Here is a 20,738-nt window from a genome sequence, read left to right as displayed (position 1 = left end):
CACCTCCCGCAATGGCGACGCATTGCGGAGACTGAAACCATTCAGGAAATGGAAGGCGATATGAAGATCCTGGTGATTGGGGGAGACGGGTTTTGCGGCTGGCCAACGGCGCTGCATCTGTCAAATGTGGGGCATGATGTTGTCATTGTGGACAATCTTTCACGCCGCAAGATCGACATCGAACTGGAAGTCGAATCCCTTACCCCGATCCAGCCGGTCTCGACCCGCCTGAAGGCGTGGGAGGAAGTCTCGGGCCGGCGCATCATGTTCGAGAATATCGACGCGGCGAAAAACTATGCGCGGCTGATGAACCTCATCAAGGATTTCGAACCGGACGCGATCGTACATTTCGCGGAGCAGCGCGCCGCGCCGTATTCCATGAAATCCTCCTATCACAAGCGCTATACGGTGGATAACAATCTCAACGCCACCAACAATGTGCTCGCCGCGATTGTGGAATCGGGCGTCGACGCCCATCTCGTCCATCTCGGCACCATGGGCGTTTACGGCTACGGCACGGCGGGCATGAAAATTCCCGAAGGCTATCTGCCGGTGAAGATCGAAACCGACGACGGCCAGGAAATCCGCCAGGAGATTCTCTATCCCGCAAACCCGGGCTCGATCTATCACATGACGAAGACGCAGGACCAATTGCTCTTCGCTTTCTACAACAAGAATGACGGGCTGAAGATCACGGACCTTCATCAGGGCATCGTCTGGGGCACGCAGACCGAAGAAACCAAAAAAGACGAGCGCCTCATCAACCGCTTCGATTATGACGGCGATTACGGCACCGTCCTGAATCGCTTCCTGATGCAAGCGGCGGTCGGGTTCCCCATGACTGTTCACGGCACCGGCGGCCAGACACGCGCCTTCATTCATATCCAGGATACGGTGAAGTGCATCGAGCTCGCGATTGAAAACCCGCCCCAGCACGGAGAACGCGTGCGCATCTTGAATCAGATGACCGAAACCCACCGGGTCCGCGATCTTGCGAAACTCATCGCCGACAAGACGGGCGCGGCCATCGAATATGTAAACAATCCCCGCAAAGAAGACGCCGAAAACGACCTCAATGTCGAAAACCAGCGGCTTCTGGGCCTGGGGCTGGACCCCATCACCCTCGAGGAAGGCCTTCTGGAAGAAGTGACCGACATCGCGCGGAAATACGCCCACCGCTGCGACAAGACCAAAATTCCGTGCGTTTCTTATTGGACCACGGAACAGCAGGCGAAATCTAAAACTTAAAACCCATTCCCGGCGAAACGCTCGAAATAGCGGAGCGTTTCGTCATAAGGTTTTGAATCGGCCGTGCGCCAGTCATGGACGCTGTCGCGGTTTAAAAGTTCCCCTTCCGGCGAAAGCACGAGCACAGTGGGCGTGCCGTATAGATCATCAACCCCGAAGCGTTGCGCAACATCGAGATTGCGATCCCGGCGGCCCACATCGACCCAGACAACCTCATAGCCGTCATCAATGACACCCGCGAGTTCCTCGCGTTCGAATTTCGCCGCCAGGCCTCGACTATCGTGACACCAGTTGCCGCCAAGAACGAGGAGAACGTTTTTGCCGTTTAACTGGGCTCTATCAAGCGCCGCGTTGACATCGGCCATGGCGTTGCGCGCATCATCGAAAGGCCGCGGATCGTCGTCATGATCGCGAGGCTCAAACGCCGCCTCCACAGCATCGCCGGAAACACCGGCCGTGGTTTTCACCGCAGCTGTCGTCACACCCGCGGCGGCGCCGACTGTTGTCGTGACGGCTTTCACGCAACCGGCTGACAAGAGCGAAACGACAAAGACGGCGAAAAAGCTGTTTCTCATGACGCGCTTCCTTAAGCGAAATAGCGCGCGAGACGCGCCGAGGCTTCCTCCAATATCTCAGGCCGCTTGCAGAAGCAAAAGCGCGCATAATTGCGCGGCGCGTTTGCCTGCGAGGGATGGTAGAAAGCGGAAATCGGCACCGCGGCGACTTTCGCCTTTTCGGTGATCTCCCGGCAGAAGGCGGCGTCGTCCTCATGCCCAACGGAGCGGATATCGATGGTTAGGAAATAGGTCCCCTCGCAGGGCAAAACTTCAAACCCGGCCTTTTTCAATCCGCCCGCCAGCAGATCGCGCTTCGCCTGCATGGTTGCTGTGAAGCGCTCATAATAATCGTCGCCCAGCGCCAGTCCCGCCGCCACCGCTTTCTGCAGAGGTCCCGGCGACGTATAGGAAAGGTGCTGATGCGCTTTCATCAGTCCGGTGATCAGCGGCGCCGGCCCTGTGACATAGCCAATCCGAAATCCGGTGACGGAAAAGGTCTTTCCCGCTGAGCCGATGCGGATTGTGCGCTCCTTCATGCCGGGCAAGGTCATCAACGGGATATGCGGGCGTCTATCGAAAACCAGATGCTCATAAACCTCATCGCAGACGACAATAAGATCGTGGCGACGCGCCGCATCGGCGACAATCTCAAGCTCTTGCCGGCTCATCACCTTGCCGAGCGGATTGTGCGGCGTGTTGATGACGATGAGTTTGGTTTTCGCCGTGATCGCCGCTTCGAGCGCAGCCGCATCGAGGCGCCATTCCGGCGGAACGAGATCCACGAACCGGATGCGCGCGCGCGCGGCTTCGGTCTGCGGCGCATAGCTTTCATAAAAGGGCGCCAGCAGCACGACCTCATCGCCGGGTTCGAGGTAGCCCTGGAATGCTGCGGCCAGCCCCTCGGTGGCGCCGGAAACGATCTGGACTTCCCGTTCTGGATCGATGTCGAGGCCGTAAAACCGCTTGTTGGCTTTCGCTACCGCATAACGAAGCTCCGGCAGACCTTCCACCGGCGCGTACTGGTTCGGCCCCTCGATCAACGCTTTCGCTGCAATCTCAAGAATTTCTTTCGGCCCGTCCTCATCGGGAAAACCCTGACCGAGATTGATGGCGCCATGTTCGCGCGCAAGCCGCGACATGGTGGGAAAAATCGACTGCGGACGGCCGGAATAAACTGGGTTCAAGGAACGGGTCATCGAAGAAGATTATCAGATGCTGACGGCGGCGCCATGAATCAATGCTTTCCGCCCCCGGCCCTCAACAAACTTTCCATCCCGTTCGCGAGACGGTTGGCGATGCGATGGCGCATGTCGCGCGGCATATCCGGCGCGCCGGGGGTTTTGTTGGCGTCCAACAGGACCGGTTTGCCCTCGTTAAGCACAAAATCGAACTTTCCATATTGAACGCCCAGCCTCTCGCGTTCGGCATACATCTCCTCGGGAACGTCCACCCTTTCCGAACGGATCACGCCATGGGATTTAATGACGGGCTGGGCCGACACATGGCGGACACAGCCGCCTTCGTCGCCTAGAAAAAGCCAGGTGCGCATGGCATAGCCGTCCGGGCCCTTCTCCGGCATGAATTTCTCAACCACGAGATCAGGATCATCCCATACTTCCGGCGGCACGGCCTGCGGGTTGTCGTAAATGTCGTAAACCAGCTTTTCCTTCGCGCCGGGATAAGGTTCCGGCAAGCCGCGGCGCTGCGCTTCCCTGTTGCGCCGGACTTCAACCAAGCCTCCATAATTCAGGTCGGACTTCACGATCACCTGTCCGGGCCATGACGTATCTTTCGCGAGAAGAGATCTGCTGACATTGCGCTTGGAAATATCCGCTGCGCCGAAATTGATGGTGCGCGGAAAAGCATCTGCTAGAGCGAGATACTCCTTGTCGACAAATGTGCTGTCCGTATGCATAATCGCCAGATCAGCGCGCACGGGCCGAGGCTCTTTCATCACGCGGTAACGGTGTCCGCGCAACGCCATTGCCCGCAATGCGCCGCACAGAAGATAGCCATGTACAACCGGCGGCCAGCCGGCTCGCCAGATGAACAGCTTGTCCATGGGATTTGTATAGACGACGATGCTCGCCACACTGGCGCCCTTCTTGCCTCAAGCCCAAAGATTTAGCTCATAGTCTTATAGATTGAACGGCGTCATGACCAGTGAATGGAATTTCCACGCCAAACACTATGCACGCATGGGCTCGCCCATGCGTCCCACACCGCTTGATGTCGAGAAACTCCGCGGCCTTATCGACGGCCATGAACGAAATGTCCTGATGCTGGGGGTCACCCCTGATTATGCTGAACTGGGAACACGGTTAACGGCGGTCGACAGAACGCCCCAGATGATCAACCAGCATTGGCCGAAAAACAGCGCACGCTGTACGGCGATGTATGGAGACTGGCTGAATTTGCCTTTTGGGATGGGCGAATTTTCGTCGATCATCGGTGATGGTTCAGCCAATTCCGTCGGCGCCAACCTGCCTGACTTGTTCCCTGAAATGAGCCGCGTTCTCGCCAGAGACGGCGTCGCAGTCATTCGCGCTTTTTGTGCGCCCGAAACGCCGCTGAGTGTTAGCGAAATCGCTAGGGGCTATCTCGACTGCCCGGACCTGAATTCCACAGCTCTTCGTTTTCGTATCGCCATGGCGATCGCTCATCAGTTTCCGCACTATTCAGTGCCGCTGGAGAAAATTCTCGATATTTTCAACGAGCTTTTTCCGGATCGCGACCTTCTCTCGCAAAAAACCGGATGGGAGCCCCATGACATCGCCCGTTTCGACACGCTGAAAGGATCCGGCTTCGAGGTCGGTTTTCCAACCCGCAAGCACATGTTGACTTATGCGCAGCAAAACTTTGGAGACGCGGCGTTTGTCGAAAGCGAAGGCTATCCGCTGGCTGAACTTTGCCCGGTCATAGTTCTTCGCCGGCCGCTTTAAACACTCTTCCATAGTTGCAGCCGATTGGCGGCGCCATAACGCAAGCTCCTTTCCGGCGGAAAGAGGCCTTCTCCGCTTCCAAGCGCTCGACAATGGTGAGCAATAATGACATCGCTCTCCCTGACAGGGAGCTTTCATGGCCGCCATCCTTTCCGTCGTCGCACCAGTCTTTTTCATCATCGCCTGCGGTTACGCCGCCGCGAAGACCGGTCTCATCGGCCGCGAAGGCGCGAAGGGCCTCAATGATTTCGTGCTTTATTTCTGCGTGCCGGCGCTGCTCTTCCGCACCATGCAGTCGGTGGACATCACCCAATCGGCGACCGGGGTGTGGAGCGCCTACTACGCCGCCGCGGGACTGATCTGGCTGATCGTTCTCTTCGGCGTCAACCGCGTGAAGGGGCTCGGCGACGGGGGCGGATCGGCGGCGGCCTTCGCCTCGACCTTCGGCAATCTCGGCATGATGGGACTTTCCATCGCCTATTTGTCCTTTGGCGAGGAAGGCCTCATCATCGCGGCGCTGATCATCGCCGTTCATGCGGCGAGCCACTGGTTCCTCGGCACGCTCTGGGCGGAGCTCGCCAATCGCGAACGCGGCGTCGATCTTCTCAAAGTGACGCGCGGCGTTCTTATCTCCCTCTTTAAAAATCCTGTGGTGCTGGCGCTCGCCGCCGGCGCGTTGTGGAACTGGAGCGGCTTGACCATACCGGGACCAGGCCAGCGCATTATCGATCTCGGCGGCGACGCGGCGATCCCGACGGGGCTTTTCGCCCTGGGGCTCGCCGTTGCGGCCTATCCCTTGCGCGGCAATCTGCAGGGCGTCGCCGCGATCATGGCTCTGAAAATGGCGCTCTTTCCTTTCATCGCCTGGGCGCTGGCAAGCTTCGTCTTCCGCCTGCCGCCGCGGGAGACTGCGCTGGTGACGATCTTCGCGGCGCTGCCGACGGGGATGAACCCCTATCTCTTCGCCGTGAAGTTCAACGCCAGCGTCGCCGCTGTCTCGGGCGCCATCGCGCTCGGCGTCATCCTTTCCGCCGTGACCGTTCCGTTCGTCATGTGGCTCGTGGGCGCGTAAAAGAAAACCGGCGCCCGAAGGCGCCGGCTCTAACCACACAAAACCGAAGCGTCAGTTCTGCGGGTCTTCGTCTTCCATTTCATCTTCCATGTCTTCGGCGGCGTCTTCCATATCATCAGCCGCTTCGTCCATGGCGTCGCCGGCGTCATCGGCGGCCTCTTCCATCGCATCGCCTGTATCGTCGACCGCATCTTCGACATCGTCTGCGGCGTCATCGGCCGCATCCTCGATGTCGTCGGCGGTGTCTTCCATTTGGTCCTCAGCCGATTTATCGCCGCAGGCGACAAGGCCCGTCGCAGCGATGGCGAATACGGCGCCGGTCAAAAGCGTTCTCATCTTCATAAAAGTTCCCCTTCTGTCTGAACTTCGCCACTCTAACAGTATTTATGCGGAGGAGTTCGCCTGCGGAAAAAAATGTATAGAATGTAACCCTTTAGCACCATGGGTCGCCGGAAGCCCCTTGACCCTTCTCCAATGCAGTCACTCGGGTCCGGCCGTCAGGGCCGCCAGAAGACCCCCTCGGCGGGGGTCTCCTCGACGAGCGAGGTGAGATAGAGATAGAGCGCGTCGATTTCTTCCTCAGACAACTCGGGAAACCGGTCGGGCGCCACCAGCCGCATCAAGCCGAGTTCACGCCCGCCCATGGCGACGCCGGTGGTGATCAGTTTTTCGAACTCCTCGCGCGAATAGGCGGAGACGACGATCAGGTCCGGCGTCACCGCATCCCACAAGGTTGCGCCGCGCAGGTCGAGCCCGTGACACTCGTTGCACATGGTCATGGCGAGATATTCGCCATGGGCGCGCTGGGGCTCCGTTTCGGCGTGGACGCGCAAGGGCGGAACCGCATCCGCCCATTCCGCCATGTGCTTTTCCTCGCCGGTGATAAAACTCCAGCGCACGCCCCAGCCGAGTTTCGGTTTCGGCAGGTCGATTTCCACAACCGGCGCCGAGCGTAAAAACGCAATCAGCGCCGCGACATCCTCGTCGCTCATCCGCGCGAAATTGTAAGACACCATGGAGGTGAGCGCCTTGCCGTTTGCGCCGACGCCCTGGCGGATTGCGGCTTCGAGCGTCGCGTCGTCATGTTCGCGCGCATAGAGCGCCAGGTTCGGCGCGACGGCGCGCTCCGGCCAGTCCCATTGCTCGCCGAAATCCTTGCCCTGAAGCTGTTGGCCGTGACAGCCGAAACAGCCGCGCGTGCGCGCCACATGGCGCCCGTGTTCGATGGAGGCTTCGTCGGTCGGGATCGGCGCATCGAACGCCGGATCGTATGTCACGTCGCGGAACTTCGCCTCGCTCAACAGATAGACGCCGCCGAACCCGGTGAGCGGCGCCGCGATAATCGCCGCGGCGATGATGATCAGTATGCGCAAGGCCGGTCTCCCCCCGATTGCGAAACCAGCCTAACCCGAACACGGCGCAAGGGGAATGCTGTGCCTGCACGCGCCGGGCTGTATCCGCGCGCCGAACAGGCTACACCGCTTTCCATGCACTGGATCCTTCTCATCATGTTTCTCGCCGCCCTGTTGCAGGGGATCGTCGGTTTCGGCTTCGCGCTCGTCGCCATGCCGCTGCTCGCGCTCTCCATGGACGCGCCCTCCGCCGCAGCATTGGTTGCGCTCACCGGCGTCGTCCTCAGCGCCGTCATCGCCGGCCAGAACTGGAAGGACATCCATTTCGGCGAGGTGGCCGGGCTCATCATTGCGGCGGCTGTCGGCGTGCCGCTGGGGGTCTATCTCCTCGCCAGCGCGCCGAAGGAGCCGCTCCTCATCGCGCTCGGGATCATCATCATCGCCTTCGCGCTTTTCTCGCTGCTGCGCCCTCCGACCGGCGAGCTGAAAGACCGGCGCTGGCGCTATGCGGCCGGCTTCGCCGGCGGCGTCCTCGGCGGGGCCTACAACATTCCGGGCCCGCCGGTGATTTTCTACGGCGCCATGCGCCGCTGGTCTCCTGCCCGCTATCTCGGCGTGACGCAGGCGTTCTTCTTCCCCGTCTCGGTGATGATCGCGACCGGCCACGCGGTCGCCGGCTTCTGGAGCCGCGAGGTGCTGACGCTTTTCCTCTACGCCCTCCCCGGCGCCGTCGTCGCGAGCTTCATCGGCCGGCGCATCGCCACGCGCCTCTCCCCTGCCATGCTGTCAAAGGCCGTCTACGGATTATGCCTGGTGCTCGGCGTCGTCATCCTTGCGACGAATATCGGGTGACCATCCATAGCTACTGCCCGCCGCGCTCCCGGGAGAGCCGAACGCAAGGAATAGAGAGGCGCGGGGCGTGAAACGTCCATCGCACTTAGAAGCATAAGGGCGCATCACGCCCCGCATTTGCAGCGTTCTTCGGCATCGGCGGGACCGGCCGTAATGGCGACCCCTGACGGTTTTTACGCGCCAGAGTTGAAATGCCGCCAGAAAGCCCGGCCTCTGCGACCGGCCAGCGCGCGAGGAGTTTCCGTTTCGCAACCCTCGCGCCCTGCGCGCCGCGATCCCTTAAACGGGGTTGGGGCCCCGTTTAAGCAATGGGAACGGCAGGCCTCACCGCCTCTCAATGTCCGGACTGCGGGGCAGTATACGGCAGGAAAAAAACTGGTGAAAAATTATCCACGGGGTCCGGAATGGCCTTATACTTGCCGCCGCCCCCTGCGTCCCTGATGCATCCGCCATATGCGCAACGCCCACCTCCCCCTTGAGGATCAAACGGGGTTGGGGCCTCGTTTGATGTCGAAATCTTTGATTTCGGGAGGGGGTCATGAATTCTCAGGATAAGCGGGGCCGATGCCTTGCTCAGATACCCCCACCCAAAACGGCTTCGCCGTTTTGACCTCCCCTCAAGGGGGAGGTGGAGGCGCACCCAATCCGCCGTCTTCTGTAGATTCTGATTTAAAACCCGCCCCACCGTCATCCCGTGCGCTGCGCGGCATGAAATGACGCGCTGCAGACACGGGATCGCTGTCAGGGGTGCGCCTGGTCGAGGGCGATCCCGGATCTGCGCAGCAACACTTCGCGTTGAAGCGCGTCCGGGATGACGGGGAGGAGAGGTTCTCCGTAGGGCGGGTTAGCGCAGCGTAACCTGCCCTCCTCGCTGACCTAGTACGGGCACTTACGCCCTAAACTCATTATGTTCCCAGAGCTGCCTGATGCATTCCGACACCCACTCGCGATATTCATCGTCCATATTCTTAAATGCTAGTTGCTTTATGGCATGTTCCACACACGGAAATTCGCTCGCTCCTTCAGTTTCTTTTCGTGCAAAATCAAAAAGGGAACCTACCAGATTTTCAAAATATAAGCACTCTTGAGTACGCTTTGCGAAGGCAGCCTTATCACTCAACCCGTTAAACTTATTCTTAGCGCGAAGTAGCGACAACCCATCACTCAGTCGGGAGTGATAAGTCTGAAGGGCATTCGTTGTTCGTTCCAGTGTTGACGCAACATCGTCTGGTAACGTTTGCGAAAGTACGGAAAACGCGATCTCCAAAGCCGCTTCCGGCATTGGCGGAAGTTCCGGAACGTCTATCTCTCCGTTTCGGATTAACTCGTAGCCTTCAAAAACCTGCTTACACACAACATAGTAACTTTTGTTGTAGTCTACGAATTCACTCAGAGCGAACACCAACCTAGCCCTCTGGGCCCTAAGACTGCGTAACTTTTCGTCATTCCATTGTGCTTGTTGCGTGGTGATTTGCCTCCGAATCGCTCGAACGGTTAGGAGCGCTCCGACAAGGGCAATAACAGCCGCGACAATTGTTTGTTCTTGATGTGCCCACTCAAGAATCAAAGATAACGACTTTGGAAGCCAGTTAGGCTGCATCACGCAAACATTCCAGAATCATCACAACCCCTCATTCGCCTTCTTGACCGCTTGCTCCTCAAGATAAAGCTCCGACCCCATTTCGCGGTATTTCTCCGACATTTCCTTCATGCCTTCCTGGCTCAGCTTTTCGAGGTCTTTTTTCTCATTGTCGCTCATGCCCGCGGCGTAGTCGCGGACCTCGGCCGTGATCTTCATGGAACAGAATTTCGGCCCGCACATGGAGCAGAAATGGGCGACCTTGTGCGCTTCCTTGGGCAATGTCTGGTCGTGGAAGTCGCGCGCGGTCTCCGGATCGAGCGACAGGTTGAACTGATCCTCCCAGCGGAATTCAAAGCGCGCGCGCGACAGCGCGTCGTCCCGCACCTGCGCCGCCGGGTGGCCCTTGGCGAGGTCGGCGGCGTGCGCCGCGAGTTTGTAGGTGACGACGCCGACCTTCACGTCGTCGCGGTCGGGGAGGCCGAGATGCTCCTTCGGCGTCACATAGCAAAGCATCGCCGTGCCGAACCAGCCGATCATCGCCGCGCCGATGCCGCTCGTGATGTGGTCATAGCCGGGCGCGATGTCAGTGGTCAGCGGCCCGAGCGTATAGAACGGCGCCTCGCCGCAGGCTTTGAGCTGTTTGTCCATGTTCACTTTGATCTTGTGCATGGGGACGTGACCCGGCCCCTCGATCATCACCTGGCAGCCATGGTCCCAGGCGATTTTCGTCAGTTCACCGAGGGTTTCAAGCTCCGCAAACTGCGCGCGGTCATTCGCGTCCGCGATGGAGCCGGGACGCAAGCCGTCGCCCAGCGAGAACGACACGTCATATTTGCGCATGATCTCGCAGATTTCCTCGAAATTCGTATAGAGGAACGACTCTCGGTGATGGGCGAGGCACCATTTCGCCATGATCGACCCGCCGCGCGAGACGATCCCCGTCACCCGGTCGGCCGTTAAGTGAATGAAGGGCAGGCGCACGCCGGCGTGGATGGTGAAATAGTCGACGCCCTGTTCGCATTGCTCGATCAGCGTGTCGCGATAGACCTCCCACGTTAAGTCCTCGGCGACGCCGTTCACCTTCTCCAGCGCCTGATAGATCGGCACGGTGCCGATAGGGACCGGCGAATTGCGGATGATCCATTCGCGGGTGTTGTGAATGTTGCGGCCCGTCGACAGGTCCATGACATTGTCCGCGCCCCAGCGCGTCGCCCAGACCATCTTGTCGACTTCCTCCTCGACCGACGACGCCACGGCGGAGTTGCCGATATTGGCGTTGATCTTGACCAGGAAATTGCGGCCGATGATCTGCGGCTCCAGTTCCGGGTGATTGATGTTGGAGGGGATGATGGCGCGCCCGCGGGCGATTTCGGAGCGCACGAATTCCGGCGTGATGAAAGGCGGGATCTCGGCGCCGAAACTTTCGCCCTGCGCGACGCGCTCTTCCGCGCCGTCGAGCATTTGCTTGCGGCCGAGATTTTCGCGGATCGCGACGAACTCCATCTCCTTCGTGATGATGCCCGCTTTCGCGAATTCATATTGCGTGACGGGGCCGGTTCCGGTCCCGCGCAAGGGACGGTTTTTGACCGGGAATTCGCGGGCGAGATGTTTGCCCTTCGCGCCGCCATTATCCTCCGGCTTCACCTCGCGGCCGTCATATTCCTCTACATGTCCGCGCTCTTTGATCCAGGCCGTGCGCGTGCGCGCAAGACCCTTTTCAACATCAATCGTCACGTTGGGGTCAGTGTAAGGACCGGAGGTGTCATAGACCGGCACGGGCGGTTCGCCCGCGCTCGGGTGAAGATCGATCTCGCGCACCGGCACGCGGATGTCTTTGTGAATGTCGCCCGCCACATAGGTCTTGCGCGATGACGGCAGCGGCCCGGTGGTCACTTCCGGCGTTTTGAATTCGGATTGATCTATATGCTTGTTCATCGCGGCCTCTCGCTTGTCTGTGGCGACCGGGATTCCGCGCGTTGAAAAGGAGAGAATACTGGCTCCGTCCCTACGCCGGTCTTAACCGATCAGGTTCAAAGGGTGCCCCTGTGAAGTTGTCCTGGCGGACAGAACAAGGTCTCAGCCGGTGACGCCGGCGCCCCTCGGAAGGTGGCGTATCCCTAGCAAATCGGCGGAGGCGCTTCAAGGAAGACCGGAGCCGGAAACCGGGCGGTTTTACGCGTTTTCCGCCCGCAGCTTTGCGATCAACGCCGGGTCGTTGAGTTCGACCCAGAGGGTGTTGGCGGCGGCGATAATCTCGCGGTTCTCGTCGAGGAGAACCGAGTCCGAGAAATGCTTGCGGCCGTCCTGGCCCTCGCGCCACGCGGCGGCGATGAGGCGTTCGCCGGGCTTCGGGCGCCGGATGATCTCCGCCGCCATGCGGCCGAGCAGCGTCATCGTGTCGCCAACGCGCAGGGCATAGGCCGTAGGGCAGTCGAGCGCCGCCCACAGGAACTCCGGCCGCACGAGACCGTCCTCCCCGGCGAGATCTTTCGCAGGCGTCCAGAAATCGGCATTAACGGGGCTATCGGGACAAGGCCCTGAAAAAATCCGGAGGCCGTCGCCGGGCGCGCGCTCCTTTCCGCATACGAAGCAATAGGGAATGATCTGATGACCGCCCTCGGCTTTCAGGAAATCGTCATGACCGCGCGCGACGGCGGCGTCGTCAGGGATCGGCGGCGGCGAAACCTTCACCGATGCCGGTTCGATATTCGCGATCAGGGTTTCGCCGGCGACCGCTTCAAACCCGCACTCGCCCTCGCGCAGCGCGATCGGCGTATCGAGGGGCGGCGGGGCTTTCAGCATCACCGCAGCGGTACCGTCGACCATCTGCGCGAAGAGCCCGGCGCAATAGCCGCCATTGCCGGATGTCCGGGGCCCGCAAAACCGCGTTCCTATGACAACTTCAGTCATGTCTCTCCACCACGCCGACAATCGGCCCCATGGCGGCGCCCGGATCGTTGCGCTCAAGCTCCGGCGCGTAGAGACGTGAGATGGTTCCGTCAAGATAAAGCGCGTTCGGCGTTTTCAACACGTCGCGAAAATAAGACGCAAAGTCGTAAAACCGGACGGGAGTGTCAGCGAGGACAAAGATGACGTCGCCGTCCTCCGTCACGCCGACGCCGTTGCGGCGTTTCAATGAGTCCGAATCGGGAAGAAAGCGCGGATGGATGACGCCATCGATGACCAGCATCGGACCCGACTGGGTGGCGTATGTCGCTTCCAGCCCTGTTTCTTTGAATGCGCCTGTTTCGGCGACGCCCGCGGCGCCGTCCGCCGTCACATAGAACACGCCGTTCGGTTTCAGATGGAAATTGCCGGGCCCGTCATTATCGTTGAGCGACGCAAATTCCTCACCTGCTTCGACATACAATCCCACCGGCGCGCGGTCCTCGTGATACATGCCGGCGTTCATGGCGAAGACGAGGCGCTCCCCCTTTTGTGTCAGCGCATCATTGATCCAGTTGAAATGACCGTAAGGTTCGCCGTCTGCGTTAGTTAGAAACAGGCGAACATCGCTTTCGCTTGGATCGAAGCGACAGACGACGAGATCGATTTCCTGGTAACGCTCCGTCACGCAGCCGCCGGGGCGCGCCTTATTGGCCTCTGACGGACTTTCCTGCGCAAGGCCGGACAGGGAGGGCTCGGCATGCAAAGACGCGGCAGGAATAAGAGAAAAAGCCGCAAAGAAGGCGCTGAAAACAGCCGCTCTTGGACTCAACACAAAATTCCGCAACCGCAGCGCGATGCGGGAGCCAAAACCAACGATAGAAACGCTTCGAAACATGTCCGGTCTCCCCATCGCCGCTTAAGCTTCAGGATCCAGCGATGAGGAAATCGGCATTGGACCCTGCTCCCTAAAGAGCAAAGCCCTTTTGCGGCTCCGTCCCTGCGCCGGCATGACCCGGATCAGGTTCATAGGGTTCATCTCAGTCCCATTGCCCAAGCTAACCTGGCGCACATTGCTCCCGATCCGAAAAGCGGATCAATGAGTTGCGCGTCGCACTAGCCGTCGCCCATTGGCGACAGGCGGGACGCCCCTCGGAACGAAAATAATCGTGGCTCAAAAGCGCCGGAAAGGCAAGCAAAATCGGCGAAAGTTACAACTCGCCACGGACTGTCCCGCCCCGGTTTCGCATGACAAAACCGGCTTCAATTCTATTATTCTGTATAGAGATTTATTCTGCCGTGTCACCGCGCCCGGCCATGGCGATAGCCCGCGCAATCGCGGCCCGCATGGCGTTTTTATCGTAATCGACAGTGAGGCTATCGATGATCTCGCCGGTGTCGCGATCGACGAGCAGCGTGAAACCGGTGGCGCCTTTGAAGCGCGGATAAATCTCCGCGAGCCCTTCGGCGCGCGCCTTCTCTTCAACGGCCGCGCCTTGTCCGAAAGTGAAATCGAGCTCCACAAACTTCACCGGCTGATCCGCAAAGTCCGGCATCACCGCCGCGAGGCGCGGTTCAAGAATTTTGCAGGACGAACACCAGGCCGAGGAAAACGTCGCAGCGATTACTTCCGGTTCGCGGTCGAGCATGTAATCGGCGCCGCTCGCGGCGTTGCGCCCGGTGAGAGCGAAGACCGCCAGCCCCAGAACCAGAACGGCCGGAAAAATGAAAGTTTTGACCCGCTTCATGGATAATCCTTTTGGGATCATTCTACCCAGCGCGACGTCGCCGCGCCAGAGAGGGCGCGCACACGAAAACGGGAGGTTGCGCATGAGCGCGGCCGCCGGAAAGATGGAGTAAAGCGAAACCAAGGGATTTCTGCTCATGCTGCAAAGACGACAATTGCTCACCGCCGCCGCGCTTTCTCCGGCCGCGGCAGCCCTGCCCCTCAGCACTCTGCCTATGGCCGCTCGCGCCGCCGACGACAGCGCGAAGCCCTTCGACGCGCCTTATGCGCCGGTCCTCTCCCAGCCCTCGCGGGAGATCCGGACGGTGGTGGGCCTGCGCCCCTATCGCAGCAATGGCTTCCGGCTGGAGCATGAAAAATTCGGCCGCCGCGATGTCATCCACAATTACGGTCATGGCGGCTGCGGCGTCACCTTGTCCTGGGGTTGCGCGCAGCTTTCCGTGGAGCTTGCAGAAAAGATCGACGACCGCCGCGCGGCGGTGATTGGGTCCGGAGTGAACGGCCTGACGACGGCGCTTCTGCTTCTGCGCCGCGGTTATGAGGTGAGCGTCTACGGCGCGGCGCTGCCGCCTTACACAACTTCCAATATCGCCGGCGCTTACTGGCACCCGACAACGCTCTATGACGGCCGCGAGGCGATCAGTGATGAATTCGTCACGCAGTTCCTGCGTGCGGCGCGCATCGCCCAGCGCGCGTTCCAGCATCTCGCCAACGATCCTCGATACGGCGTCTACTACATGCGCTATCTCGGCCTGCGCGAGAAGCCGCCCCTGAGAGAGCGCACGCCCTATTTCGAAGGCGATGACCTTTACGCCGGGCTCGCTGTCGAAACCGATCCCGAGCGCTATTTCGGTTATGGTTATGTGGAGCGTCATCACGCGCTGATGATCGATCCCGACATTTATCTGCGCGCGCTGATGCGAGACGTCGAAAACGCGGGCGGCCGCATCGTTCAGAAAAGTTTCAAAACCGCCGACGATATTTTCGATCTCAAGGAAAAACTCATTTTCAACTGCACCGGGCTTGGCGCCCGTGAACTTTTCGGCGACGAGACATTGGGTCCAGCGCGCGGGCAACTGACCATGCTGTTGCCGCAGCCGGAAGTAGATTACGGCTATGTGAATTTTTCAGCGGAAAACGGCCTTCTTTATATGTTCCCGCGCAAAGGCGCGATCCTGCTCGGCGGCACGGTGGAGCACGGGCAGTGGTCGCTGGAGCCCGATGAAACGGAACGCCTGCGCATGCTCAGCGGTCACGCCATGATCGCGCAAAGGATCGCGGAGCATACGAAAAACAAGAAGGCCTGATTATTTAAACAAGGCCGTTGATTGGGTCCCCCGCCCAATCAACCCCATCACTAAATGGGGCCCCAACCCCATTTAGTCCTGAAACGGATCTTTCATCAGGATGACATCGTCGCGCTCCGGGCTGGTTGAGACAAGCGCCACCGGCGTTTCGATAAGCTCCTCGATGCGGCGGACATATTTCACCGCTTCCGCCGGAAGGTCCGCCCATGACCGCGCGCGCTCCGTCGAACCCGACCAGCCTTCCATGACCTCATAGACTGGCTCGGCGCCCGCCTGCGCGTCCATGCCCGCGGGCAAATAATCGAATTCCTTGCCGCCGATCTTGTAGCCGACGCAGACTTTCAGTTCGTCGAGTCCGTCGAGCACGTCGAGTTTGGTCAACGCAATGCCGTCGACGCCCGCGATTTTCAGAGACTGGCGCACAAGGCAGGCGTCGAACCAGCCGCAGCGTCTTTGTCGCCCTGTCACCGTGCCGAATTCGCGGCCGCGCTCGCCAAGGCGCTTGCCGACGGCGTCGGTGAGCTCGGTCGGGAACGGGCCTTCGCCGACGCGGGTCGTGTAGGCCTTGACGATGCCGAGAACGTAATGGACCGAGCGCGGCCCCATGCCGGAGCCCGTCGCCGCCTGGCCCGCCACGGTGTTTGACGAGGTGACGTAGGGGTAAGTGCCGTGATCGACGTCGAGGAGCATCCCTTGCGCGCCTTCAAAGAGGATGCGCTTGCCCTCCTTGTGCGCGATATCGAGCTCGCGCCAGACCGGTTTGATGAAGGGCGTCACCTTGGGCGCGATCTCTTTCAACTGCGCCACCAGCGCGTCCGCATCGATCTCCGCCTCGCCGAAACCGCGGCGCAGCGCGTTGTGATGGACGAGCAGGTTTTCGACTTTTTCCTTCAGCGAGTCCGTATGGGCCAGATCGATGACGCGCAGGCCCCGGCGCCCAGCCTTGTCTTCGTAAGCGGGACCGATGCCCCGTTTCGTGGTGCCGATCTTGACGCCCGACGCGGAACTCTCGCGCATGGCGTCGAGCTCCTGATGCACGGGGAGAATGAGCGTCGCGTTTTCCGCGATCATCAGATTGTCCGGCGTCACCTCGACGCCCTGCTCCTTGATGCGGCCGATCTCGGCGAGCAACGCGAAAGGATCGACGACGACGCCGGCGCCGATGACGCCGATGCAGCCCTTGCGCACGACGCCGGACGGCAGCAGCGACAGCTTGTAAACGGCGCCGTCGATGACCAGCGTGTGGCCGGCGTTATGGCCGCCCTGAAAGCGAACCACCACATCGGCCCGGGCCGACAGCCAGTCCACAATCTTGCCCTTGCCCTCGTCGCCCCATTGCGCGCCGACGACCGCCACATCTGCCATAAAGGCCTCCAAATTCGGATTATTGCGGGCGCACCATAGGGCTTTCGGGCCGCCCGTCAACGCGGGCGAGCGGCTTCGGGAAAAGCAGCGGGAAGACCGCCTTCAGTTGATCCGCTGGCCGTTCTGGAGGGCCGTGTAAAGGGCGTAATCGCCCGCCGGCGCCTGGGCCTCAAGAACCTCGTTCAACGCCGCTTCGATGGGCTCCACTTTGGCGTGCGAAGACTGTTCCAGCGCGTGAAGGCCGTTGAAATCCTCGGCCGCCTGAAGCGGCTTGGCTTTGGCGTGAAACGCCGCGGCTTCTTTCGTCCATTGCGCGCAAGCGCTGGCCACCGCCGCGGAAACCTTCGCCTTGTCGTAGCTGGTTCTCACTTTGGAGAAGTCGAACTGATAGCGCCCGTCCTGCGGCGCATAAGAGCCGCTGAGGATGGCGACATCGGCGTCCACATTATCGGACGCGCGCGGCCAGTTCGGCGCCAATTGGCGCAGCTCGTAGCGATAGCCCGAGCCGAAGACGGCGTATTGATCCCGGGACGGACATTTCGCCGCGAGTTCGCCATCGACGAAAGCATCGAAGGATTTCTGCGCCTGCCAGTTGGCGCGGATCACCGGCTCATATTGTTTCTTGTTGTAAGCGAGGTCTTCCGGCGACGCGGCGGGCGCTTCTTCTTCGACGCTCTCGTCGGTCATTTCCTGCGCGCCGTTATCGGCGTCTTCCATGCTGGCGACAAGCATCGCCACCTGCTCTTTATTCAGCATGGCGACGGATTGTTCGATCTGCGCGCGCATAGGCTCGCGCATGGACGGCTCCAGTTGCGCCAGCATTTTTTCGACGGCTTCTTTTTGATCCGGCCGCAACTCGGCGGCGCTGGACGGAAGGGCGATCAGAATCGCAGCCGCTGCAACGGCCGTCATTATTGTAGTGTTCATGGGTTCTCTCTCCGTTTCGCGAACGGCGAGATACGCCCGGGAAAAGGCTTCGGCAAGCTCGGTTTGGCGCGCGCCGATCACATTTCAGCGCGCGCCTGTGCGCCCCGTCACAAGAGAACCGCGGTCAGAACGACAGCGCCGTCGCCTGCTTCACATGGGGCAAGCTGCGGACCTTTTCGAGTACCGCATCGCTGATGGGGTCGTCGACCGCGATGAGCGCAATCGCGCCTTCGCCGGGACCGGAACGGCCAAGATTGAAGGTCGCGATATTGACCCCCGCCTCGCCCAGCGTGCGTCCGAGGGCGCCGATGAAGCCGGGCTTGTCCTCATTGGTCGTGTAGAGCATGTGCGGATAGAACGACGCCTCCATGTCGACGCCCTTGATTTCGACAATGCGCGGCGCGCCGCCGAAGGTCGTGCCCGACACGCTGCGGGTCTGCGTTTCCGACGTGATGACAAGACGGATGACGCTGTCATAGGCGTCCGCGTCGTCGCGCGTTGTCTCCGCGATAGAGATGCCGCGCTCGCGCGCAATCACCGGCGCGTTGACGATGTTCACGTCCTGCAGCATGGGCTTCAGAACGCCTGCGACTGCGGAAGCTGTTAACGGCTTGAGATTAAGCTGCGAAACGTCGCCTTCGTAAATCACCTCGATTTTCTTGAGGCCAGTCTGCGTCAACTGGCCCGCGAAATGCCCGAGTTTCTCCGCCAGCGAGATGAATTTCTTGAGCCGCGGCGCCTCCTCTGCAGTGACCGACGGCGAGTTCAAGGAGTTCGACACCGCGCCGCGGACGAGATAATCCGCCATCTGTTCGGCGATCTGGATCGCCACATTTTCCTGCGCTTCGGTGGTCGAGGCGCCGAGATGCGGCGTCGCCACGACTTTCGGATTGCCGAACAAGGGATGCTCGGTCGCCGGCTCTACCGCGAAAACATCGAGCGCCGCCCCGGCGAGATGGCCGCTGTCGAGCAAGTCTTTCAGCGCTTCTTCATCGAGAAGGCCGCCCCGGGCGCAGTTCACCACATAGGCGCCCTTTTTGAGTTTCGCCAGGTTGTCGCGACTGAGAATATTGCGCGTCTGGTCGGTCAAGGGCGTGTGCAGCGTGACGATATCCGCGCGCGCGAGCAGGTTTTCAAGATCGACTTTTTCGACGCCGAGTTCAATCGCGCGCTCTTCGGTCAGGAACGGGTCGAAGGCGATGACGCGCATCTTCAATCCGACGGCGCGATCAGCGACGATGGAGCCGATATTGCCGCAGCCGATAACGCCAAGGGTCTTGCCGAAAACCTCCGTTCCCATGAAGCCGGATTTTTCCCACTTGCCGTGATGGGTCGAGGCGCTCGCCTGCGGGATCGACCTCACCAGCGAGAACATCATCGCAATCGCATGTTCCGCCGTCGTGATGGCGTTGCCATAAGGCGTATTCATGACAACGACGCCCGCCGCGGTCGCCGCCGGAATGTCGATATTGTCGACGCCGATGCCGGCGCGGCCGATGACTTTCAGGTTCTTGCCGGCCTCGATCACCGCCTTGGTCGCCTTGGTCGCCGAGCGCACGGCGAGGCCGTCATAATCGCCAATGACGGCGAGGAGCTTTTCCTTGTCCTTGCCGAGGGAAGGTTCGTAATCGACGTCGACGCCGCGCTCCTTGAAAATGCGCACGGCGGTTTCGCTGAGCTTGTCGGATACAAGAACTTTAGGCATGGGTATTCCCCGATCTGAATTTTGAAAAAAGAGAAAGCTAGAGGTGCGACTTCGCTTCGGCGAAGGCCCAGTCGAGCCACGGGCCGAGCGCTTCGATGTCGCGGGTTTCGACGGTCGCGCCGCACCAGATGCGCAGCCCCGGCGGCGCGTCGCGATAGCCGCCAATGTCATAAGCGGCGGCTTTTTCCTCGAGCAGCTTTTCCATGGATTTCACAAAAGCGCGCTGGCCCGCATCGTCGAGCTTCGTCACTTCCGGATCGACAATCTTCAAACACACGGAGGTGTTGGAGCGAATGCCGGGATTTGCGCAGAGAAAGTCGATCCAGTCGGCGCTTTCGACCCAGGCCTGAAGCGCCGCGGCATTGGCGTCGGCGCGCGCATGGAGCGTCTCAAGTCCGCCGATGCTTTCCGCCCATTTCAGGGCGTCTAGGTAATCCTCGACGCACAGCATGGACGGCGTGTTGATGGTGGCGCCAGTGAAGATGTCTTCATTGAGCTTGCCGCCCTTCACCATGCGGAAGAGTTTCGGCATCGGCCATGCGGGCGTATGGCTTTCGAGGCGTTCGACCGCACGAGGGCTGAGGATCAGGACGCCATGCGCGCCTTCGCCGCCCAGGACTTTCTGCCAGGAATAGGTGACCGCATCGAGCTTCGGCCAGTCGAGCTTCTGCGCGAAAATCGCCGAGGTCGCATCGCAGATGACGATCCCCTCGCGATCGGCGGAAATCCAGTCCGCGTTCGGCGCCCGGACGCCCGAGGTCGTGCCGTTCCAGGTAAAGACTACGTCGTGTTTCGGATCGACGGCGGCGAGATCGGAAATTTCGCCATAGGGCGCTTTCAGCAATCGCGCATCGAGCTTCAGCTGTTTCACGGCGTCCGTCACCCAGCCTTCGCCGAAGCTTTCCCAGGCGAGCATGTCCACGGGGCGGGGCCCCAGCATGGACCACATGGCCATTTCGACGGCGCCGGTGTCCGACGCCGGCACGATGCCGATGCGGTAATCGTCCGGCACGCCCAAAAGCGCGCGGGTGCGGTCAATCGCCTCTTTGAGGCGCGCCTTGCCGAGTTTCGACCGGTGCGAGCGGCCGAGCACATCAGTGTGAAGGTTTTCGAGAGACCATCCGGGGCGCTTGGCGCAGGGACCGGACGAAAAATGCGGACGCACTGGGCGCACCGCGGGTGCTGGATCTGTCATG

19 protein-coding genes and 1 riboswitch are annotated in these 20,738 nt (G+C 60.5%); of the genes, 5 read left to right on the top strand and 14 right to left on the bottom strand.

What is annotated here, in order from left to right; translation table 11 throughout:
* The first annotated feature begins 60 nt into the window (after positions 1–60).
* A complete protein-coding gene (locus ACQY5P_RS15465) occupies positions 61–1,248 on the top strand; it encodes an NAD-dependent epimerase/dehydratase family protein (RefSeq protein ID WP_428407768.1) in 1,188 nt (395 codons plus the stop codon).
* Here ACQY5P_RS15465 and ACQY5P_RS15460 read toward each other — a convergent pair.
* Genes ACQY5P_RS15460 through ACQY5P_RS15450 form a run of 3 tightly spaced genes read right to left on the bottom strand, consistent with a single transcriptional unit; the run spans position 1,245 to position 3,897 of the window.
* Complete coding sequence (locus ACQY5P_RS15460) at positions 1,245–1,823, bottom strand: thioredoxin family protein (protein WP_428407767.1); 579 nt, start codon at positions 1,821–1,823, stop codon at positions 1,245–1,247. The genes ACQY5P_RS15465 and ACQY5P_RS15460 overlap by 4 nt on opposite strands.
* 11 nt (positions 1,824–1,834) lie before the next feature.
* The gene (locus ACQY5P_RS15455) at positions 1,835–3,001 is read right to left on the bottom strand and encodes an aminotransferase (RefSeq protein ID WP_428407766.1); all 1,167 of its coding nucleotides are present in this window, start codon (positions 2,999–3,001) and stop codon (positions 1,835–1,837) included.
* 38 nt (positions 3,002–3,039) lie between these two features.
* Positions 3,040–3,897 carry a hypothetical protein gene (locus tag ACQY5P_RS15450; RefSeq protein WP_428407765.1) on the bottom strand — a complete coding sequence of 286 codons (858 nt, stop codon included), beginning with the start codon at positions 3,895–3,897 and terminating at the stop codon, positions 3,040–3,042.
* Positions 3,898–3,949: 52 nt separating this feature from the next.
* Here ACQY5P_RS15450 and ACQY5P_RS15445 point away from each other — a divergent pair, with 52 nt between their 5' ends.
* Together ACQY5P_RS15445 and ACQY5P_RS15440 are read left to right on the top strand one after the other, a co-directional pair.
* A complete protein-coding gene (locus ACQY5P_RS15445; protein ID WP_428407764.1) occupies positions 3,950–4,747 on the top strand; it encodes a class I SAM-dependent methyltransferase in 798 nt (265 codons plus the stop codon).
* A gap of 136 nt (positions 4,748–4,883) precedes the next feature.
* On the top strand, positions 4,884–5,819 hold the full coding sequence (locus ACQY5P_RS15440) for an AEC family transporter (protein WP_428407763.1): 936 nt from the start codon (positions 4,884–4,886) through the stop codon (positions 5,817–5,819).
* 51 nt (positions 5,820–5,870) lie between these two features.
* Here ACQY5P_RS15440 and ACQY5P_RS15435 read toward each other — a convergent pair whose 3' ends face one another.
* Together ACQY5P_RS15435 and ACQY5P_RS15430 are read right to left on the bottom strand one after the other, a co-directional pair.
* Positions 5,871–6,161, bottom strand: a complete 291-nt coding sequence (locus tag ACQY5P_RS15435) for a hypothetical protein (RefSeq protein ID WP_428407762.1) — start codon at positions 6,159–6,161, stop codon at positions 5,871–5,873.
* 155 nt (positions 6,162–6,316) lie between these two features.
* Positions 6,317–7,192, bottom strand: a complete 876-nt coding sequence (locus tag ACQY5P_RS15430) for a c-type cytochrome (protein ID WP_428407761.1) — start codon at positions 7,190–7,192, stop codon at positions 6,317–6,319.
* A gap of 60 nt (positions 7,193–7,252) precedes the next feature.
* Between ACQY5P_RS15430 and ACQY5P_RS15425 the strand changes: the two genes are divergently transcribed.
* A complete protein-coding gene (locus tag ACQY5P_RS15425) occupies positions 7,253–8,023 on the top strand; it encodes a sulfite exporter TauE/SafE family protein (protein ID WP_428407760.1) in 771 nt (256 codons plus the stop codon).
* A gap of 889 nt (positions 8,024–8,912) precedes the next feature.
* Here ACQY5P_RS15425 and ACQY5P_RS15420 read toward each other — a convergent pair.
* The 5 genes from ACQY5P_RS15420 to ACQY5P_RS15400 all read right to left on the bottom strand — a co-directional run bounded on the left by ACQY5P_RS15420 (position 8,913) and on the right by ACQY5P_RS15400 (position 14,239).
* Positions 8,913–9,626, bottom strand: a complete 714-nt coding sequence (locus ACQY5P_RS15420; protein ID WP_428407759.1) for a hypothetical protein — start codon at positions 9,624–9,626, stop codon at positions 8,913–8,915.
* 18 nt (positions 9,627–9,644) lie between these two features.
* Positions 9,645–11,540 carry a phosphomethylpyrimidine synthase ThiC gene (gene thiC / locus ACQY5P_RS15415; protein WP_428407758.1) on the bottom strand — a complete coding sequence of 632 codons (1,896 nt, stop codon included), beginning with the start codon at positions 11,538–11,540 and terminating at the stop codon, positions 9,645–9,647.
* A 50-nt stretch (positions 11,541–11,590) separates the two neighbouring features.
* Positions 11,591–11,715, bottom strand: a riboswitch (TPP riboswitch).
* Positions 11,716–11,777: 62 nt separating this feature from the next.
* The gene (locus tag ACQY5P_RS15410; protein ID WP_428407757.1) at positions 11,778–12,515 is read right to left on the bottom strand and encodes a hypothetical protein; all 738 of its coding nucleotides are present in this window, start codon (positions 12,513–12,515) and stop codon (positions 11,778–11,780) included.
* Positions 12,508–13,179, bottom strand: a complete 672-nt coding sequence (locus ACQY5P_RS15405) for a phosphodiester glycosidase family protein (protein ID WP_428407756.1) — start codon at positions 13,177–13,179, stop codon at positions 12,508–12,510. The genes ACQY5P_RS15410 and ACQY5P_RS15405 overlap by 8 nt, the downstream gene beginning before the upstream one ends.
* A 601-nt stretch (positions 13,180–13,780) precedes the next feature.
* Positions 13,781–14,239, bottom strand: coding sequence for a thioredoxin domain-containing protein (locus ACQY5P_RS15400; RefSeq protein WP_428407755.1), 459 nt, complete (start codon positions 14,237–14,239; stop codon positions 13,781–13,783).
* A gap of 136 nt (positions 14,240–14,375) precedes the next feature.
* Here ACQY5P_RS15400 and ACQY5P_RS15395 point away from each other — a divergent pair, with 136 nt between their 5' ends.
* Positions 14,376–15,545, top strand: coding sequence for an FAD-dependent oxidoreductase (locus tag ACQY5P_RS15395; RefSeq protein ID WP_428407754.1), 1,170 nt, complete (start codon positions 14,376–14,378; stop codon positions 15,543–15,545).
* Positions 15,546–15,617: 72 nt separating this feature from the next.
* Here the strand turns inward: ACQY5P_RS15395 and ACQY5P_RS15390 are convergent, their stop codons facing one another.
* The 4 genes from ACQY5P_RS15390 to ACQY5P_RS15375 all read right to left on the bottom strand — a co-directional run bounded on the left by ACQY5P_RS15390 (position 15,618) and on the right by ACQY5P_RS15375 (position 20,737).
* Positions 15,618–16,910: an adenylosuccinate synthase gene (locus ACQY5P_RS15390; protein WP_428407753.1), complete on the bottom strand. Its 1,293-nt coding sequence runs from the start codon at positions 16,908–16,910 to the stop codon at positions 15,618–15,620.
* 102 nt (positions 16,911–17,012) lie between these two features.
* A complete protein-coding gene (locus tag ACQY5P_RS15385) occupies positions 17,013–17,837 on the bottom strand; it encodes a hypothetical protein (RefSeq protein ID WP_428407752.1) in 825 nt (274 codons plus the stop codon).
* 124 nt (positions 17,838–17,961) lie between these two features.
* Positions 17,962–19,542 carry a phosphoglycerate dehydrogenase gene (gene serA, locus ACQY5P_RS15380; RefSeq protein ID WP_428407751.1) on the bottom strand — a complete coding sequence of 527 codons (1,581 nt, stop codon included), beginning with the start codon at positions 19,540–19,542 and terminating at the stop codon, positions 17,962–17,964.
* Positions 19,543–19,579: 37 nt separating this feature from the next.
* A complete protein-coding gene (locus ACQY5P_RS15375) occupies positions 19,580–20,737 on the bottom strand; it encodes a phosphoserine transaminase (RefSeq protein WP_428407750.1) in 1,158 nt (385 codons plus the stop codon).
* Between the last annotated feature and the right edge of the window lies 1 nt (position 20,738).

Origin of the sequence: Hyphococcus sp. (assembly GCF_965267305.1) — a bacterium.
Taxonomy (GTDB): Bacteria; Pseudomonadota; Alphaproteobacteria; order Caulobacterales; family Parvularculaceae; genus Hyphococcus.
The sequence above is the reverse complement of the archived record's forward strand: the minus strand, read 5'-3'. Positions and strand labels throughout refer to the sequence as shown.

What these genes read in the sequence shown, in the direction of transcription:
- ACQY5P_RS15410 (WP_428407757.1), bottom strand. Translation starts at nt 12,515, where the DNA reads ATGACTGAAGTTGTCATAGGAACGCGGTTTTGCGGGCCCCGGACATCC.
- ACQY5P_RS15385 (WP_428407752.1), bottom strand. Translation starts at nt 17,837, where the DNA reads ATGAACACTACAATAATGACGGCCGTTGCAGCGGCTGCGATTCTGATC.
- ACQY5P_RS15440 (WP_428407763.1), top strand. Translation starts at nt 4,884, where the DNA reads ATGGCCGCCATCCTTTCCGTCGTCGCACCAGTCTTTTTCATCATCGCC.
- ACQY5P_RS15400 (WP_428407755.1), bottom strand. Translation starts at nt 14,239, where the DNA reads ATGAAGCGGGTCAAAACTTTCATTTTTCCGGCCGTTCTGGTTCTGGGG.
- ACQY5P_RS15465 (WP_428407768.1), top strand. Translation starts at nt 61, where the DNA reads ATGAAGATCCTGGTGATTGGGGGAGACGGGTTTTGCGGCTGGCCAACG.
- ACQY5P_RS15395 (WP_428407754.1), top strand. Translation starts at nt 14,376, where the DNA reads ATGCTGCAAAGACGACAATTGCTCACCGCCGCCGCGCTTTCTCCGGCC.
- ACQY5P_RS15375 (WP_428407750.1), bottom strand. Translation starts at nt 20,737, where the DNA reads ATGACAGATCCAGCACCCGCGGTGCGCCCAGTGCGTCCGCATTTTTCG.
- ACQY5P_RS15460 (WP_428407767.1), bottom strand. Translation starts at nt 1,823, where the DNA reads ATGAGAAACAGCTTTTTCGCCGTCTTTGTCGTTTCGCTCTTGTCAGCC.
- ACQY5P_RS15455 (WP_428407766.1), bottom strand. Translation starts at nt 3,001, where the DNA reads ATGACCCGTTCCTTGAACCCAGTTTATTCCGGCCGTCCGCAGTCGATT.
- ACQY5P_RS15435 (WP_428407762.1), bottom strand. Translation starts at nt 6,161, where the DNA reads ATGAAGATGAGAACGCTTTTGACCGGCGCCGTATTCGCCATCGCTGCG.
- ACQY5P_RS15390 (WP_428407753.1), bottom strand. Translation starts at nt 16,910, where the DNA reads ATGGCAGATGTGGCGGTCGTCGGCGCGCAATGGGGCGACGAGGGCAAG.
- serA (WP_428407751.1), bottom strand. Translation starts at nt 19,542, where the DNA reads ATGCCTAAAGTTCTTGTATCCGACAAGCTCAGCGAAACCGCCGTGCGC.
- thiC (WP_428407758.1), bottom strand. Translation starts at nt 11,540, where the DNA reads ATGAACAAGCATATAGATCAATCCGAATTCAAAACGCCGGAAGTGACC.